Annotated in this window: 15 protein-coding genes; 5 read left to right on the top strand and 10 right to left on the bottom strand. The window is 61.9% G+C overall.

Features of this window, described 5'->3' with window-relative positions:
• Positions 1 to 227: 227 nt before the first annotated feature.
• A complete protein-coding gene (locus H7995_RS07690; protein WP_166592241.1) occupies positions 228 to 473 on the bottom strand; it encodes a DUF2789 domain-containing protein in 246 nt (81 codons plus the stop codon).
• Positions 474 to 496: 23 nt separating this feature from the next.
• Positions 497 to 958 carry an aminoacyl-tRNA deacylase gene (locus H7995_RS07685; RefSeq protein ID WP_166592242.1) on the bottom strand — a complete coding sequence of 154 codons (462 nt, stop codon included), beginning with the start codon at positions 956 to 958 and terminating at the stop codon, positions 497 to 499.
• Positions 959 to 1,174: 216 nt separating this feature from the next.
• Here H7995_RS07685 and H7995_RS07680 point away from each other — a divergent pair, with 216 nt between their 5' ends.
• A complete protein-coding gene (locus tag H7995_RS07680) occupies positions 1,175 to 1,711 on the top strand; it encodes an NfeD family protein (RefSeq protein ID WP_232534573.1) in 537 nt (178 codons plus the stop codon).
• Between the two features lie 2 nt (positions 1,712 to 1,713).
• The gene (locus tag H7995_RS07675; RefSeq protein ID WP_159993048.1) at positions 1,714 to 2,472 is read left to right on the top strand and encodes a slipin family protein; all 759 of its coding nucleotides are present in this window, start codon (positions 1,714 to 1,716) and stop codon (positions 2,470 to 2,472) included.
• Between the two features lie 17 nt (positions 2,473 to 2,489).
• Here H7995_RS07675 and H7995_RS07670 read toward each other — a convergent pair whose 3' ends face one another.
• From H7995_RS07670 to H7995_RS07650, 5 genes are all read right to left on the bottom strand, one after another.
• Positions 2,490 to 3,965, bottom strand: coding sequence for an efflux transporter outer membrane subunit (locus H7995_RS07670; protein ID WP_182343007.1), 1,476 nt, complete (start codon positions 3,963 to 3,965; stop codon positions 2,490 to 2,492).
• Positions 3,962 to 5,032 carry an HlyD family secretion protein gene (locus H7995_RS07665; RefSeq protein WP_185818197.1) on the bottom strand — a complete coding sequence of 357 codons (1,071 nt, stop codon included), beginning with the start codon at positions 5,030 to 5,032 and terminating at the stop codon, positions 3,962 to 3,964. The genes H7995_RS07670 and H7995_RS07665 overlap by 4 nt, the downstream gene beginning before the upstream one ends.
• Before the next feature lie 25 nt (positions 5,033 to 5,057).
• Positions 5,058 to 6,596: an MFS transporter gene (locus H7995_RS07660; RefSeq protein ID WP_185818196.1), complete on the bottom strand. Its 1,539-nt coding sequence runs from the start codon at positions 6,594 to 6,596 to the stop codon at positions 5,058 to 5,060.
• A 105-nt stretch (positions 6,597 to 6,701) separates the two neighbouring features.
• Complete coding sequence (locus H7995_RS07655; RefSeq protein WP_182343002.1) at positions 6,702 to 7,631, bottom strand: LysR family transcriptional regulator; 930 nt, start codon at positions 7,629 to 7,631, stop codon at positions 6,702 to 6,704.
• 55 nt (positions 7,632 to 7,686) lie between these two features.
• Positions 7,687 to 8,337 (bottom strand): TonB family protein, encoded by a 651-nt coding sequence (locus H7995_RS07650; protein WP_166592247.1) that lies wholly within the window; start codon positions 8,335 to 8,337, stop codon positions 7,687 to 7,689.
• Positions 8,338 to 8,512: 175 nt separating this feature from the next.
• Here H7995_RS07650 and H7995_RS07645 point away from each other — a divergent pair, with 175 nt between their 5' ends.
• Together H7995_RS07645 and H7995_RS07640 are read left to right on the top strand one after the other, a co-directional pair.
• Complete coding sequence (locus H7995_RS07645; RefSeq protein ID WP_182343000.1) at positions 8,513 to 9,541, top strand: RHS repeat-associated core domain-containing protein; 1,029 nt, start codon at positions 8,513 to 8,515, stop codon at positions 9,539 to 9,541.
• Between the two features lie 165 nt (positions 9,542 to 9,706).
• Entirely contained in the window at positions 9,707 to 10,729 is a 1,023-nt protein-coding gene (locus tag H7995_RS07640; protein WP_185818195.1) for an RHS repeat-associated core domain-containing protein, read from the top strand.
• On the opposite strand, the gene H7995_RS07635 is transcribed toward H7995_RS07640, so the two are convergent.
• The 3 genes from H7995_RS07635 to H7995_RS07625 are packed head-to-tail and all read right to left on the bottom strand — an operon-like array spanning position 10,695 to position 15,601.
• Positions 10,695 to 12,062 carry an HlyD family type I secretion periplasmic adaptor subunit gene (locus tag H7995_RS07635; RefSeq protein WP_166592249.1) on the bottom strand — a complete coding sequence of 456 codons (1,368 nt, stop codon included), beginning with the start codon at positions 12,060 to 12,062 and terminating at the stop codon, positions 10,695 to 10,697. The two genes, H7995_RS07640 and H7995_RS07635, sit on opposite strands and share 35 nt — an antisense overlap.
• The gene (locus H7995_RS07630) at positions 12,052 to 14,208 is read right to left on the bottom strand and encodes a type I secretion system permease/ATPase (RefSeq protein WP_166592250.1); all 2,157 of its coding nucleotides are present in this window, start codon (positions 14,206 to 14,208) and stop codon (positions 12,052 to 12,054) included. Before H7995_RS07630 ends, H7995_RS07635 begins: the two co-directional genes overlap by 11 nt.
• Before the next feature lie 40 nt (positions 14,209 to 14,248).
• Positions 14,249 to 15,601 (bottom strand): TolC family outer membrane protein, encoded by a 1,353-nt coding sequence (locus tag H7995_RS07625; RefSeq protein ID WP_166592251.1) that lies wholly within the window; start codon positions 15,599 to 15,601, stop codon positions 14,249 to 14,251.
• Between the two features lie 354 nt (positions 15,602 to 15,955).
• Here H7995_RS07625 and H7995_RS07620 point away from each other — a divergent pair.
• Positions 15,956 to 17,722 (top strand): retention module-containing protein (locus H7995_RS07620; RefSeq protein WP_185818194.1); only part of this gene is annotated, 1,767 nt, incomplete at its 3' end.

Genomic DNA, 17,722 nt, shown 5'->3' with positions numbered 1-17,722 from the left:
GAAGGGAAATCCAGTCAAGTTTTGAAACAATTTGCTGATCGGCAGCGAATTCACTCGTCCGGCGCCCCCCCTCACCCTCACCTTTGCGTTCGCCTGTAGCAGCTGCCGAGCCCGCGAGGCGGCGTCCGAGGACAACGTCCTCGCGAGCCCTCAAACCTCGCTTTGTTTGTAGCTACACCTTAGTCGACTTCTGCGACGGCTTCGCGGGCTCGGCAGCTGCTACAGGGCTATACCCCGCGGCCTTTGCGCAACAGCACATTCAACTGGTCAACCACTTCTGCCCAGTCGGCGTCCTCGCGAATTTCTTCGCGCAGGAACTGCGCCTGGCTTTTGCTCCAGAAAAACGCGTCGGCCAGGTGCAGTTCGGGCTTGAGCGGGGAATGGGTGGCGATGAATTTGTCGATGCTCTCGGCGTCATGCGCCAGGCCAAGTTGCTTGAACAGGTTGGGCAGGCTGTGGGTCGGTGCTTCCATGGGGACTCTCCTGGTGAAAGGGGTTAATGGCTCAGTTCGCAGATTTGCGCATGGGGCACCATTTTCAGGTACTGCTCCATGCTCATGTGCAGCAGGTTGTTGTGGTTGCCGGCTTCAACGTAGATCTCTTTCTGGCGAGTCAACAAAGGGTCGATGACCATGTCCAGGCCGTAGGATTCGCCCAGGGCCGGCACGGCGCCGCGCTCACAATCGTTGAACAGGTGAGCCAGGGTACTTTCGCGGGTCACCTGCCATTCGCCGCTGCCACGCACTTTGCTCAGGTCCAGGTGGCGGCTGGCCGGCAATACCGCCATCAGATAGTGCCCATGGTGGTCGTCGAGGATCACTGACTTGGCCACGCGCTCGGCCGGAATCCCCGAGACCCGGGCGGTTTCCAGGCTGCTGGCCGAATGCGGGTGAGCCACCACGTCAAATTCACAGCGCGCCTCTTCCAGGCTGCGCTGTACGGTTCTTGCCATACGCATGATGCACCTCGGTGTCCGCAGCCCAGGCTGGCGGACCATGGTTAAACCTTCTGCTGTCACCTCAAAGTCTAGGTCGGCTACCAGGTGGCGAAGGAAAATCTGCCCACTGGAACAGTCGACCTGCACTGATCAAATTTCGTTCAACCCCAAGCTCAACTAGACTGTAGACAGGGCCTGAGTGTGGCTCACGAGCGGACGACTCTCCCGGAGGGTCAAGTGAACATCGGTGGCGCGTGTGCGGTTGTGCTGTTGTCGGGTGTGAGCGCTTCAGTGTTCGCGGCGGACACGGTCATGCTGCTGGCGACCAACCCGTTCGCGGTCTGGCTGATGATGTTCGGCATCGCCTTTCTGGTGGCCGAAGCCCTGCTGCCCAATTACGGTGTGATCGGCCTGGGCGGCATCCTGATGTTCGTCATCGGCGCGGTGATGCTGGGCAACAACGATGTGCCGACGCCACTGCTCGTCGGCCTGGCACTGGTCAGCGCCCTGCTATTGCTTACCTTGCTGATCCACGCCCTGAAAACCCGACCGCGGCACACGATCAGCGGCGATACCGAACTGTTTGGCAGCATCACCCAGGTGCTTGCCCTGCAGCCCGGCAGCGTCTACCACGGCTGGGTCCATCTGCAGGGCGAGCGCTGGCAGGTGCGCAGCACGACGCCGCTGCAACCGGGGCAGAGGGTACAGGTGGTGGCGCGCAAGGGGCTGATGCTGGAAGTGGCCGCGACTGACGCCGCGCCGCAGGGAGAATGACCATGGGCCTGCAACTGGGTTTTGCCGCGCTGCTGGTGCTACTGATTGCATTGGCGGGGTCGACTTTTCGCATCCTGCGTGAATACGAACGCGGGGTAGTGTTCCAGCTGGGACGCTTCTGGCAGGTCAAGGGGCCGGGGCTGATCCTGCTGATTCCGGTGGTGCAGCAGATGGTCCGCGTGGACCTGCGCACCGTGGTGCTCGATGTGCCCGCGCAAGATGTGATCACCCGGGACAACGTCTCGGTGAAGGTCAACGCGGTCCTGTACTTTCGTGTGCTCGACCCACAGAAAGCCATCATCCAGGTCGAAGACTTCCTCATGGCCACCAGCCAACTGGCCCAGACCACCTTGCGCGCGGTGCTGGGCAAGCATGAGCTGGACGAGTTGCTGGCCGAGCGCGAGCGCTTGAACGTCGACATCCAGCAGGTACTGGACGCGCAAACCGATGCCTGGGGCATCAAGGTGGCCAATGTCGAGATCAAGCACGTCGACCTCAACGAATCGATGATCCGCGCCATCGCCAAGCAGGCCGAAGCCGAGCGGGAGCGCCGGGCCAAGGTGATCCACGCCGAAGGCGAACTGCAGGCCTCGGAAAAACTCATGCAGGCCGCCGAAATGCTCGGCCGCCAGCCGGGTGCCATGCAGTTGCGCTACATGCAGACCCTGAGTTCGATTGCCGGGGACAAGAGTTCGACCATTGTTTTCCCGCTGCCGATCGAGTTGCTCAAGGGCATGGCGGATTTGTCTTCAAGAGGCTGAGGGCAACCCGCGTGCACTCAACCACGCCCCTGTGCGGCAGCCTCGACCTGCGCCAGCGGATACACCGACTGCCAACCACCGCCCAGCGCCTTGTACAGGCCGACCATGGCCAGTGACACGCTGGTGGCGCTGTCCACCAGTTGTTCCTGGGTCGCCAGCAACTCGCCTTGCACGGTCAGGACGTTGACGAAGTCCACCACCCCTTCGACGTACTGCTGTTGGGCGGTGCGCAGGGCGATCTGGTTCTGCCGTACCGCTTCGGCGAGGCTGTCGCGGCGCAGTTGGCTGGCGTTGTAGCGGGTCAGCTGATCGTCGATTTCATGCCAGGCGCGCAGCACGGTTTGCTGGTAGGCCAGCGCCGCTTCCTGTTGTTGTGCCTCGCGCAACTCAAGCATGCCGCGCAGGCGACCGCCATCGAACAGCGGCACGCTGAACTGCGGCCCGATGCCGAACTGGCGTGAGCCCCAGGAGCCAAAATCACTCAATTGCATGGCCTGGGAGCCGAAGTTGCCGGACAGGGTGATGCGTGGGTAAAAATCGCCCTTGGCCACGCCGATGCTGGCCGTGGCGGCGTGCAGGCGGGCCTCGGCCTGGCGGATGTCGGGGCGCCGCTCGGCCAGTTGCGACGGCAAGCCGATCGCCACCTGACGCGGCGTCTGCGGCACCGGGCCGTCCTGCGCCAACTCGGCCTGCAGCGCCTGCGGCCGCTCGCCCAGCAACAGGCTCAAGGCGTTGATCAGTTGCGCCTGGCGCTGCTGCAACGCCGGCAGGCGCGCCTCGATCGCGGCCACCTGGGCGGCCGCTTCGGCGACGTCCAGGTCGGTGGCCACGCCGTCGGCCAGGCGCAGTTGCGACAACTTCAAGCTATGCCGGGCCACCTCAAGGTTTTGCTCGGTGACCGCGCGGGTGCTCTGCACGCCACGCAACTGGATGTAGTCCTGGGCGGTTTGCGCCAGCACCGAGAGCAGCACGCCACGGCGATCGTTTTGCGCCACTTCCAGGGTGGCGTCGGCGGCTTCGGTCTGCCGCCGCACGCGGCCCCAGAAGTCCAGCTCCCAGGAGGCGGAGAACCCCGCCTCCCACAAACTGAACGCTGAATTACCGTTGCGCCCGGACGGATCGCTCAGTCCTTCGCCGCTGTTGCGTTTACGGGCATAACTACCCGTGGCAGCGGTGCTGGGGTACTGCTCGGCCGTGACCACCTGCCGTACCGCCAGGCTTTGTTGCAGGCGACTGCTGGCCAGTTGCAGGTCGAGGTTGTCGGTCAACGCGCGGCGGCTGAGGGCGGACAGTTGCGGGTCCGCAAACACCTCCCACCAGCGCTCATCCATTTGCGTGCTGACGGCCTCGCTGGCCGCCGCCTTTTGCGCTTTCGACCACTGCTCGACCTGGGGGGCCTTCGGCCGGACAAAGTCCGGGCCCAGGGTACAAGCGCTCAATGCCAGCAGGCCCAGGGCGAGCAACAGGTGTCTGTGGGGAGTGCCACGGCTCATCGCTGCGTCACCTCGCGCACGCTGCTCTGTGAGTGGGTGGTGTCAATGCTGGCTTCCACCGACATGCCGACACGCAACCGCTGGGCCAGGGGCTGGCCCGGGTCGAGGATGATTTTCACCGGAATGCGCTGCACCACCTTGGTGAAGTTGCCGGTGGCGTTGTCCGGCTTGACGGCGGCAAAGGTCACCCCGGTGGCCGGGGCAATGCTCTGGACCCGGCCGGTCAAGGCTTCGCCGCCCAGGCTGTCGACGCGCACCACCACGTCCTGCCCCGGTTGCACATCGGTCAGTTGGGTTTCCTGGAAGTTGCCCAGCACATAGGCCTGCGCCAACGGCACCACGGCGAGGATCTTGCTGCCCGGGGTGACGTAGGCGCCAACCCGCACCGCACGCTCGCCGACCATGCCGTCCACGGGGGCGACGATGCGCGTATAGGAGAGCTGGAAGCTGGCCATTTCCTGGGCCGCCTGCGCCCGCTTGAGCCCGCCTTCGGCGGCGTCGCGCTGGGCCGTGAGGATCTCCACCTGCTTGCGTTCCGCCGCCAGCACCGCCGTGGCATTGGCCAAACGGGCGCCGGCCTGGTCGATCCGAGTGCGCGCCTGCTGGGCGTTCTGCACCGTGCCGGCGCCGACACCCGCCAGGTGGTTGTAGCGGTTCAGTTCATGCTCGGCGAAGGCCTGCTCCGCCTTGGCGGCCACCACCGTGGCCTGGGCCTGGGCGATCACCGACGCCTGGCGTTCGAGGGTCGCCCGGGCGTTTTGCAGTTGCGCCCTGGCCACCAGCGTATCGGCATCGGCGGCTTGCGCGGCGGCGCGAAAGTCGCGGTCATCGATCAACGCGAGCAATTGCCCGGCCTGGACCCGCTGGTTGTCCTCGACCAGCACCTCCTTGATGAATCCGGCCACGCGCGGCGCCACCAGGGTGAAGTCGGCACTGACAAACGCGTCGTTGGTGCTCTGCTGCGGCTTCTTGCCGAATACTTCGGGGGCCAGCAGGTAGACCAGTACGCCCACCGCCAACACGGCAGCGGTGGCACCGGTGAGTTTTTGCTTGCTAGAGATCGTCATAAAAACCTTCTGTTTCAGTCAGCATTCAAGTCGGCGCGCGCGGCGGATACATCCGCGTCGGCAGCCAGAAAATCAGCAGGATCAGCGCCAGCGCGATCCCGGCCATGCACAGGTACAAGTCCGAGGAGGTCAGCACCACGGCCTGCTGGTGCAGACGTCGCGCAAGGTCTGCGCTATCGCCACTGACCAGCGGCGAGTTGCCGAGGCTGTCGACCAGCATCGTCGAGTGGAAATGCAGGCGCACCGTGGTCAGGGTTTCCAGCAAGCCGGTGGCGAGCACCGCCGAGAGGCCCTTGACCGTGTTGAACCAGGCCGAGGCGTACGGCCCTTCCAGCGGACTGATGCTGCCGGTGGAGAGCATCAGCAACGGCAGCACCGACATCGGCTGGCCGAAAATCTGCAGCAGTTGCAGCACGTAGAAGTCGTCGCGAATCCATACCGAGGTCAGGTGCGAGCCGCCGATGCACGACAGCGCCAGCATGCTCAGGCCGATCCCCAGCACCCAGCGGCAATCGACCCAGCGCAGGTTGCACAGGGCAGCGACCAAGGGCAGCGCGATGAGCTGCGGGGCGGCCATCAGCAGCATGATCGGCGCGGTCTGGATCGGCCGATAACCCTGCACCTGCGCCAGGTAGCTGGAAGGAATGATGATCACCGCCAGCAACACCACCAGCACCCCGGCCAGGGTCATCAAGGCGAAGCTAAGGTTGCGGATACCGAGCATCTGCAACTTGAAAAACGGCACCGGCTGCGACCATTCGTTGCACAGGAACAGCACCAGCAACAGCAGGCCGCCGCCCAGCAGCCAACAGATCAGGCTCGACTCGAACCAGTCCAGGCGATTGCCCTGCAGGATGCCGATCACCAGCATGCAGATCGCCGGAAAACCCAACAGCAGGCCACGCCAGTTGAACTGCTTGAAGCGCTCCAGGCGCAGCGGGTCCTGTGGCAGACCGTAGGCCACCGCCGCCATTGCCAGCAGGCTCGGCACGATGATCTGCCAGAAGGTCCAGTGCCAGCTCACATACTCGGTCCACAGGCCCGCCAGCGGCGTGCCCAGGCCAGGGCCGAAGGTGGCCGTCAGGGCGTAACCGGCCAGGCCGTAGAGTTTGACGTTGGCCGGCAGGAACCGCAGGGCGACGGTCATCAACATCGGCGGCAGGGCACCACCGGCCAGGCCTTGCACGGTGCGCAGCACCAGCAGGCTTTCATAAGTGGGCGCGAAGGGGGTCAGCAACCCCAACAGGGTGAACAGGCCAATGGCACACAAGGTGAAGCGGCGCAGCGAGAAAGTCACCGAGCACCAGGGGGCGAATGCCATCGCCGCCACGGAGGTCGCGGCGTAACAGGCGACGAGCCAGGTGCCCTCGTCGTAACCGATCGCCATGGCGCCCCGGATATCGGCCAGGGCGACCTTGGTCACCATTTCATTCAGGCCCGAGACCAGCACGGCCAGCAACACGCCGACCAGGCCGATGATGATGCGTGGCCCGAACGTCGGCGGCGCCGCGACCTTGGGGGTGCTGGCCGCCTCGAGCGGGGCAGGGACAGCGAGGGAAGTCATGGCAGGAACAGCTCCGGATAACAGAAACACCGGAGCAGTTTAGAAACACCGACAGCTGACGAAAACTGACTTATCGACAGCTTATAAGTGCGTCAGACGCAACAATCAGGTATCCGATGGGGGCTGGGACGCCCGCCAGGTGTCGGCACAACTGGCCCTCACCGTCTCGCGCAACCAGCGATGGGCCGGGTCTTTGTCGTAGCGCGGGTGCCAGGCCTGAGTCAGCATCAGGGTCGGCAGCGCGATCGGCAGGGTAAACGAGCGCAGGCGCAAGCCCAGGCGCGAGATGCTGAGCAAGGCTTCCTTGGGCACCGGCAGAATCAGGTCGGAATCGGGCAGCACAAACATTGCCGCGTGGAAGCTCGGCGCAATCAACGCCACCCGTCGCTCCAACCCCAGGGCGTTGAGCGCGGTATCGATCGGCCCGCGGGCAATCCCTCGCCGGGACATGCTGATGTGGGAAAAACTGGCGTAGCGCTCGGCAGTGATCTCACCCTCCAGCAGCGGATGACCTTCACGCACCAGCCCGACAAAGTGCGTGGTGAACAGGTTCTGCACCTTCACTTCCGGGGTGCGCGGGCGGGTATTGCTGATCATCAGGTCGATCCGCCCTTCGCGCAGCGCTTCGTCGTCGCCGTCGCCCTCCGGCACAAACCGCAACTCGCAGTGGGGTGCCTGGCGGTTCAGGGTATCGATCAGGCGACCGCCATAGACCCCGACGAAAAAGTCGTTGGCGCGCACGCTGAACCGCCGGCGCAAGGTGCCAAGGTCCACCTCATCGGCCGAGCGGAACAGCAGCGCTGCCTGCTCGACCAGGTCCCGCACCTGGGCCCGCAACTCCAGGGCCTTGGGGGTCGGCACCAGACCACGTCCGGCACGCACCAGGATCGGGTCGCCGAGCGCTTCGCGGACCCGGGTCAGGGTCCGGCTCATGGCCGCCGGGCTCAGGTTCATCCGCCGCGCGGCGCCCACCACGCTGCCTTCGTCGAGCAGGGCATCGAGGGCGACCAACAGGTTCATGTCCGGTAGCTGCATGCTGAGCACTCATGGCTGATCAGAATTGAGTCAGACGCAATGCTAGCAGCCTTTACTACCCGGGTATGCCGAAGGCCTTTTGCAGATCTTTGGGCAGCACACTGCTGTACATCCTTGCCGGCTGCTCTTGGCAGCGCCGGGCGATATCCGGCAATGCATCGATCAACTGGTGATTGAGCGTCATGCCCTTTTGCGAATCGGGCTGGCTGGCGAACACCGGCAACAGCAGCGCGGCACTGGTCTTGGCGAACGTCGGGGCGCTGCTCAACGGCTGCTTGGGATAGCGCTTGCGGAACAGCGCCAACTCCTCGTTCAGCGCGCTGCACGGCTGGAACAGCATGTTGTGCACGACGCTCTGGGCGTCGAGGAACGGATTCTTGGCAGCCGCGGGCGAGAAGATCATGGTGTTCTGCGCGTCGACCACTGCCGGCGCGTCCGCCGTGACCTTCCAGGGCTCGAACCGCCAGTGCTCGGCCGCCGCTTGCGCCGCCACGCCAAACGCTTCATGGGTGGCGCTGAGGACTTTTACGTCGGTGACGGAGCCATCGTTATGAATGTTCAGACTGATGCGCGCATCCCCCACCACATCGACCAGTTCCGCCGGATACGCGGGTTTGGGCATATAGGCCGTGTCTTTGGATGGAGGGTATGCCGCCACCGCGTTGAACGAGCACAGCAGGGCTGCACCGAGCAGGAGTAGACGCATGGAAAGTCCTTTTAAAGGCGCCGAAACAGGGGGCGAAGATTGTCGCGCATCGCATCGACAAAGAACAATCATTCTCATTTCATACTGGCAGTTCTGCTAGTTCCAAACTTCACAGCAGCCGTGTAGAACATCTGACCAATACCGACTTCGACCTTATCCTTGCAGAGGCCCGCTCATGACTTCTTCCAGCGCTGATCATCCGCGTCATACCACTCGACAACGCACTGTGTTGCTGGCAACAGACCGCAACCAGTCGATCATCGCTGAAATCGCAGATGGCAAGCACACGCGCATCGCCTACACCACGTACGGCGAGCAGTCCGCACAAGAGCCCGTCGCCACGGCATTGGGTTTCAACGGCCAATTGCGCGAAAGGCGCATCGACGTGTACATCCTGGGTAACGGCTATCGCCCGTATAACCCAACACTGATGCGTTTCCACAGTCCGGACAGTTGGAGCCCGTTTGGTCGGGGTGGGTTGAATGCCTATATGTACTGCGTGGGGGATCCGGTGAATCGAGTGGATCCCACAGGGCATTTTTCATGGAGGAAGGCTGCGATCAATACTTTCAACTTCTTCTTCGGCGGCCCAGAGCGAACGGGGCCGCATACCCCCACACTCACACAAGGCATGGCGGAACGGAGTCTGGGTGGACTGCGGCCGGAAAGAGCGGGTGAAGGCAAGGCACTTGCCACTATCGGCACCGCTGTTGCGGTGGGCGCACCCGTGCATAGGTCGGAAGGTTTGTATCCAGGAGGAGAAATAAACACTTCAGCACGGTGGGGTACCGATAAACACTTTGTTGGCTCGACAACTGCTATGACCCGACCGGCGCAAAACCCCAGCTCATCGAATATGCACTCATCAGTACAACAGTACGCTGGCCCGTCTGGCTACAATCCAAGAAGAGAGCAGAATCATTTACAAGGAGGAGAAGCACATCCGCGACGAGACTACTTCAAAAATAGTGAAAGCTCTCTTTCCAGCATAGGTTCTGACTGGACCCGAGCATCCAGTACTAACCCCGCATCAAGTATTAGCAGTGGCAGGCTGTCACTCGCCTCAGCTGAAGTCAGAAACCTGGAGGAATCCCGTCAGCGATTGAATGCAATGCCGCGAGAAGATGTGCTGCATCACCCACGGCATCTAGCAAACCGGGAGGCCTTGCGGAGGGCCCGCCTCAACCGTACGCCCTCCCCCTGACTCGATCCGTCGTTACTTCAAAGGCTCCAACTCACTTGATGCCCCCTGCCCGAGGTGAAGCATTTCGCCCTCCCCTAGCAGCTCTGACAGATCTCATGCAAGGTCCGGCGCGTAACAGTAAGAACCCGCATTCACCTCGGCCCCACCCACAGCAGAGGTCCGCTCATGACCCCATGCTCCCCTTTTGCTCAGCGAGACCCGACTTGGCAACGCACTGTGTTGCTGGCATCCGACAACAGCCAGTCGATCATCGCTGAAATCGCAGATGGCAAGACTAACGCCCTCGCTTATTCCATCTACGGTGAGCAGTCAGCGCAACGGAAGATCGTCACGCGCCTGGGTTTCAATGGTCAACTGCGCGAACCGAAGATCGGCTGGTACTTGCTGGGTCACGGCTACCGCGCCTACAACCCGCGACTGATGCGTTTCCACAGTCCGGACAGTTGGAGCCCGTTTGGTCGGGGTGGGTTGAATGCCTATATGTACTGCGTGGGGGATCCGGTGAATCGGTCGGATCCGACCGGGCATTCTTGGTTGAGATTGTTCGCTGGACTGCTGGACGATGCTGGCGTGGTAATGCCCTGGACCCGCCCAATTGATCATGTTCCTTTCCTTCAAAGAACGGGTAAATCATTCAATGCCTTGAATTTACCGAATGTCAGTGATGCCGCATTGAACATTACGATCGGGATGAGACCCGAGAGGAGCGCAGAACTGACTGGAATACTAAGCGCCGGCGTCCCTGTTTTCGCCCAGAAACCCAAGGTCCGATGGATAGGAAAAGATTCTGGCGGGGATAGGCACTCGACAGCACAGCGGGGCAATGACCGACATCTTGCGTCTGGTACAAGGGGTCGATCAACACCAAACGGCTTCACCCCTGCGATCGGAGCAACCCGCACAACCAAGCCGCCTCACGGCATGGATCTGGGCCCTGAAGAAACATGGACACTCACTGTTCATTCGAGCAAAGGGGTGATTCTGGCTCTTCACGTAGCTCCAGCTCTTCATCGCGGGTGCGCCGGAGTTAAAGAAAGTACCGATGAGGACAGTCGCGCAAGCCGCGACGGTGGCACACACCCTTCGCACACAACCCGGCGCCTACAGGCAACATTGTCTGTAGGCGCCGGTCTGCGAATAGGACAACCTCCCATCAACGCTCGTGCAACGCCTCGGCCCGGGCCTTGATGATTGGCTTGAGCAGGTAGCTGAGGATGGATTTCTTGCCGGTGATGATGTCCACCGAGGCCACCATGCCGGGGATGATCAGCAAGGGCTTTTCATCGGTGCCCAGATGGCTGCGGTCGGTGCGCAGGGTGATCATGTAGTAGGTGGTTTTCTTGTCTTCGTCGGTGATGGTGTCGGCACCGATCTGTTCCAGCTTGGCCTTGAGGCCACCGTAGATGGTGTAGTCATAGGCGGTGAACTTGACGATGGCTTCCTGGCCGGGGTGCAGGAACGCAATGTCTTGCGGGCGAATCTTCGCCTCGACCAGCAGGGTGTCGTCCAGCGGGACGATTTCCACCATGTCGCTGCCGGGCTGGATCACGCCACCGATGGTGTTGACCAGCAATTGCTTGACGATGCCCCGCACCGGCGAGGTCACCAGGGTGCGGCTGACACGGTCTTCCAGGGCCTTGCCGGTTGCCTGGGCCTTGTTCAGGTCGGTGCGCGCTTCGTTGAGCTGGGTCAGCGCCTCACTGCGGAATTTACCGCGGGTTTCGTCGATCTTGCGTTGTACTTCCTTGATCGCCGACTCGGCACGGGGGATCGCCAGGGTGGTGGCATCCAGTTGGCCACGGGTTTCGACTTCCGCCCGCTTGAGTCGCAACACTTCCACCGGAGACACCGCGCCCTGGGCCACCAGCGGCTCGGACATGTTGATTTCCTGGCGCTGCAAGCCCAGGGCCTGGCGGTACTGCGCTTGTTTGGAGGTGAACTCGCGCAGCTCTTGCTGACGCTGGATCAGTTGCTCCTTCAAGCCGCCGATTTCATCGTTCAGTTGCTGGCGGCGGCTGATGTACAAGGACTCTTCGCTGGCAGCTTGCACCGGCACGGCTTTCATCACGTCTTCCGGGAAGGCCAGCGGCCGGTCATCGACCTCGGCGCTCAAGCGTTCCACACGCAGCAGCATCGACAGCCGATCCGCTTCGGTTTCGCCGACGTTGGACACAAATCGCGTGTCGTCCAGGCGAATCAGCGGCGCGCCGGCTTCGACGATCTGCCCTTCGCGAACGAACAACTCGGCCACGATCCCGCCTTCGAGGTTCTGGATCTTCTGCAACTTGGACGAGGGAATCGCCTTGCCGTCGCCACGGGTGACCTCGTCGATCACCGCAAAATTGGCCCATACCAGCATGAACACGAAGAAGCCGATGATGCCCCAGATGGTCAATCGCACCACGCGCGGGGCGTCTTCGATCAGCGCCTTCTTGACCTCGGGCAGGGGTTGCCCATCGAGTGAGTCGGAGCCTTTGAAATAACGACGGATCGAGTCGCGCATACCGGACTTAAGCAACACTGATCTGCCCCTTCTTCAACGCTTCCATGACCACGGCTTTTGGACCGTCGGCGAGAATTTGCCCACGATCGATGACCAGCAACCGATCGACCAGCGACAGCAGTGAGGCGCGGTGCGTGACCAGCAACACGGTCTTGTTCTCGATCACGGCTTGCAGGCGTTGTTTCAAGCGTTCTTCACCGGTGTTGTCCATGGCGCTGGTCGGTTCGTCGAGCAGCATGATCGGCGGATTGAGCAGCAGCGCACGGGCCATGGCCACGTTCTGCCGCTGGCCACCGGAAAGGTTTTGCCCACGCTCGCCCACTTGCAGCTCGTAACCTTGCGGGTGCAGACGGGCAAATTCATGCACGCCCGCCAGTTCGGCCGCCTGCAGCACCATCTCGTCCTCCACGTAGCGAGCACCGGAGACCAGGTTGTCGCGCAGGGTCCCGGCCAACAGCTGGATGTCCTGCGGCACGTAGCCGATGTTGTGGCGCAGCTCGCTGACGTCGATCTGGCGGATGTCCACGCCATCGACCAGCAAGGCGCCGTCATCTGGCTGGTACAGGCCGACCAGCAGCTTGGCCAGGGAGCTTTTGCCCGAGCCGCTGCGGCCGATGATGCCGATCTTCTCGCCCGGCTTGATCACCAGGTTGATGTTCTTCAACGCCGGGTTCTGCTGCCCCGGGTAGGTGAAGTTCAACTGACGGCACTCGATAGCGCCTTGCACCACGCGGCGGCTCAGCGGACGCTCATCGAAGTTGCGCTCTTGTGGCAGCTCCATCATGTGGTCGACCGAACCCATGGTGACCTTCGCCTGTTGATAGCGGGTCAGCAGGCCGGACAGCGAGGCCAGCGGGCTAAGCGCGCGGCCACTGAGCATGTAGCAAGCGATCAGGCCGCCCATGCTCAGGTTGCCGGCGATGATCTGGTACACACCGAAGGCGATCATGATCACCCCGGCCAGTTGCTGGATCAGCAAGGTGATGTTGATCGACAACCCGGAGAGCATTTTTACCCGCAGTTCCAGGCGGCTGAGGGTGCCGATGGTCTGCTCCCACTGATACTGGCGTTCGCTCTCGGCGTTGTTGACCTTGACTGCGTCCAGGCCGGCGAGGGTTTCGATCAGGCTCGACTGGCGCTCTGCGCCCAGGGCCATGGTGCGTTCCATGGTCGCCTGCAGCGGCTTCTGCAAGACATAGCCGATCAACAGGGCGATCGGGAAGGCCAGCATCGGAATCCACACCAGGTGTCCGCCCAGCAAGGCGATGACCAGGAAAATCAGCAGGGTGAACGGCAGGTCGATCAGGCTGGTGAGTGTCAGCGAGGCGAGGAAGTCGCGCAGGCTCTGGAACTCATGGATGTTCTGCGCAAAGCTGCCGACCCGGGCCGGTCGGTATTTCATCGACATGCCGACGATCCGCTCGAACAGGGTGGCCGAGATGATCAGGTCGGTTTTCTTGCCGGCCAGGTCCAGGCACAGGCTGCGCAGGCTCTTGAGGATCAGGTCGAACAGGTAGGCGCCGGTGATACCGATGACCAGCACCCACAGGGTGGCTTCGGCCTGGTTGGGCACGACACGGTCGTAGACGTTCATCACAAACAGCGGCGCGGCCATGGCGATGATGTTGATCAGGAAACTGGCGGCGATGGCGTCGGCGTACAGCCAGCGCGAACGCTTGAGGGTGTCGCGGAACCAGGAGCGTGCACGCGGGATCAGCGTGCCGTGGTTCACATCGAATTTATGCTGGGGCTGGGCGAAGAACGCCTGCCCGGTGTAATCGTCCGCGAGCATTTCGCGGCTGACCAAGATTTCGCCACCGTCGCTTTCGCTAAGCAGCAAGCGCGCCTGGTCGTCGCCCTGCCAGCCCAGGAGGACCGCACTGCGGTCATCCTTGAGCAGCAACAGCGCCGGCATGGCAATCGCGGGGATCTTGTCCAGCTTGCGTTGCAGCACCCGCCCTTGTAGGCCGGCACGCGCCGCTGCACGCGGCAGCAACTCGACACTCAGGCGCTGCTTGGGCAATGGTAACCCGGTCGTCAGCATTGCCGCGCTGGCGGGTTTCTGGTGCAAGGCGCATAGCGCCAATAATCCGTCGAGCAACGGATCATCGTGCATCGCGCGTGGATCATGACTGAGATGAACTCGACTGGCTTCTGATTCCACGCTCGGTACTCTTGGCTATCAATTGAACATTAAATAAAGCTCAATTCATGCCAGGTAGCTGGACTTTTGGCTTCACGTCGTTCTGCACGACGGAGGCCATTGGTGCGACCACTCCCTGGCTCTTGAGCAACTCGCCCATGGTCGCCTTGATTCGATACTGAGTAAATAACTGAATGTTCTTGATTTCCGCCAGGCGGCGGGAAGCGCTGAACAATTCGTTTTCACTGTCGAGCAAGTCGAGCAGGGTCCGCTCGCCAAGACTGAACTGCTGCTGGTAGGCACTGCGCACGCTGGTGCTGTAGTCGACATACTTCTGGGCAATCGGCACCTGGGCATTGGCGTTGTTCAAGGCGTTCCAGGCCAGGCCCAGCTCCTCGTTCAGCACCCGCAGGGCATTGTTGCGGATATCCAGGGCCTGGTTGGACTGGTAGGCCTTGGATTCCAGGTCAGCCTTGTTGCTGCCGCCGGCATACAGATTGAAGCGCATGCGCAACATTGCCTGCCATTCATTGCTGTGACCGTTCTGGCCGTCCAGGTCGTTGTCGGCGCTACGACCCAGCTCGGCATCAAAACGCGGGTAGAACGCCGACTTGGCGGTGTCGTACTGCTTCTCGGCGGCAACGATGTCCGACTCTGCGGAACGCAGGATAGGGCTGTTGTCCAGCATCTGCTGGCGCGCTTCATTAAGGTCGGCTGGCAGCATTGCCAGGAACGGCGCAGGACGCTCCAGTTGGTCCGGCAACTGGCCCACGGCGCTCAGGTAATTGGTCTGGGCATCGGCCAGGTTGGTCTGCTCGGTGATCAGGTTGTTGCGGGCCTGGGCCAGGCGCGCCTCTGCCTGGTCACGGTCGGCGGTACGGCCAACACCGCGCTCGGTGCGCAGTTTGATCTGATCGAAGATGCGTTCGTGATTGCGCAGGTTGTCTTCGGCCAGTTGCACGAACTCGCGACGGGTCAACACATCGAGGTAAACCTGGGCCACGGTCAGCGCGGTGCGCTCGGAGGTCCCCAGCAAGGAATAGGCACGGGAATTGACGGTGGCTTGTTGACGCCCTACTTCGCTGGACGTCGCAAAACCGTCAAAAACCATTTGTTGCAGGCGCAGGCTCGACTCGCCACGGCTCAAGGTTTCCCAATCGTTCCTGCCAGTACCCGCGCGGGTGGTCGGGCTGTCAGTGCCTTCGCGACCATAACCACCGAGCAGATCGACCTTGGGCAGGTATCCACCTTCTGCAGCTCTGAGTTGATAATCCGCAGCCAGGCGGTTGTTCACGCCGGCCTGGATTTCCGGATGGACATCCAGTGCCTGTTGCATGGCTTGAGGCAGGGTTTGGGCGTTTACAAAACTGGCGGCGAGGGCGAACGGTAGAGCCTTGAACATGTGCGAAAGCATAAAAGAATTTCCCAGGACTTCATGTCTCAAATCACAGCAAAAGAAGCTGCTGCGGCGGAAAATGGCAACCGAAATGGCCGTATGTCAGATAGCTCGAAACAGGAACTGGATCACACGCTGCAGGACAGGTCGCCGCGTAAATATCAATGTGACATTACCGGGGCAATTGTTTAGGATGCCCTTAAGAAGGTCAATAGTTTGGCATTAAGTTAATCGCGAAAAGTTATAGCCAAATTATTGACTAAAAAACGCGTCATTTGTACGTCTATTTTTTAATGTACGTCCAGGCTGAATCGGCAAAACGCCCTTTCAGGTCTATGGAAGCCTACCGAACGGAACACCGGAGAGTCCTTAATGAGCAGTGTTGTTGCCATCGTCAAAAGCATTGTCGGTCAAGTTTTCGCGGTGTCCCCAGAGGGCATCCGACGCATTTTGGTTGAAGGTGATCGACTGTTCGTAGGCGACCAGCTGGATACAGGCCCGGCAGGCGCCGTGACCCTGGAACTGGCTGACGGCCGCCTGCTGGACCTGGGCCGCGACAGCCAATGGAGCGGCAGCGCTCCGGACTCCAGTACCGATCTGGCACAAGCCACCGCGCAGGCCGCACCGTCGGTAGAAGAACTGCAGCAAGCCATTGTCGCGGGCGCCGACCCGACCACCGAACTGGAAGCCACTGCCGCCGGCCAAAGCGCCGCAGGTACCGGGGGCGCCGCCGGAGGTGGTCACAGCTTTGTGATGCTGGACGCGACTGCTGGCCGGGTTGACCCGACCATTGGTTTCCCGACGGCGGGCATCGATTCAGCCGTCACCGCCGTGGAAGACACCACCGGCGGCCAGGACAACCGCAATAACGACAACCTGCTGCGCGGCTCGAGCCTGACCCTGAGCGCCACGCCGACCATCACCGAAGCGGGCGGCGTACTGGTCTACACCGCGAACGTGACCCAGGCGCCGCTGAGCGACCTGACCATTACCCTGTCCAATGGCGCGATCATTGTCATCCCTGCCGGCCAGGTCACTGGCAGCGTCAACGTTCCCCTGGCCCCGAACGACAGCGTCTACACCGACCCGTCGCAAATTACCGTCACCGTCACTGGCACCACCGGTGGTGGCGGCCTGGTATTGACCGTCGACCCGACGCCTGCCGTCACCCAGATCACCGACACCATCGACACCACCACGGTCACACTGACCGCGCAACCGACGATCAGCGAAGGCGGCCAGATCACCTACACCGCCACCTTGACCAACCCGGCGCAGACGCCGGTGACCGTGACCTTGAGCAACGGCTCGGTCATCACTATCGAAGCCGGTAAATCCACCGGCACCGTGGTAATCGATACTCCGGTCAATGACGTCTACAACAATGGCAGTACTGTCACTACCACCATTACCGGCGCTACCGGTGGCAACTTCGAAAACCTGGTGCCTAGCCCTACTCCGGCGGTCACCACCATTACCGATTCGCCTGACACTACCGGTCTGACCTTGACCGCTACCGGCGGCATCACCGAAGGCGGCCAGATCACTTACACCGCGACCCTGACCAATCCGGCGGGCACGCCGATGACTGTGACCTTGAGCAACGGCTCGGTCATCGTTATCGAAGCGGGTAAAACCAGCGGTACTGTGCTGGTCGATACCCCGGCCAACGATGTGTATATCAACGGCAGCACCGTTAGCACCACCATTACCGGCACCACTGGCGGCAACTTCGAGAACCTGGTGCCAGACACCACGCCTGCTGTCACTACTATCAGCGATTCGCCTGACGCCACTGGCCTGACGTTGACCGCTACCGGCGGCATCACCGAAGGCGGCCAGATCACTTACACCGCGACCCTGACCAATCCGGCGGGTACGCCGATGACTGTGACCTTGAGCAACGGCTCGGTCATCGTTATCGAAGCGGGTAAAACCAGCGGTACTGTGCTGGTCGATACCCCGGCTAACGATGTGTATGTCAATGGCAGCACCGTGAGCACGGCGATCACGGGTACCACTGGCGGCAACTTTGAGAACCTGGTGCCAGACACCACGCCTGCTGTCACCACCATCAGCGATTCGACTGACGCCACTGGCCTGACCCTCACCGCCACTGGCGGCATCACCGAAGGCGGG

It is taken from the genome of Pseudomonas kielensis (assembly GCF_014236655.1).
Classification (GTDB): domain Bacteria; phylum Pseudomonadota; class Gammaproteobacteria; order Pseudomonadales; family Pseudomonadaceae; genus Aquipseudomonas; species Aquipseudomonas kielensis.
The sequence above is the reverse complement of the archived record's forward strand: the minus strand, read 5'-3'. Positions and strand labels throughout refer to the sequence as shown.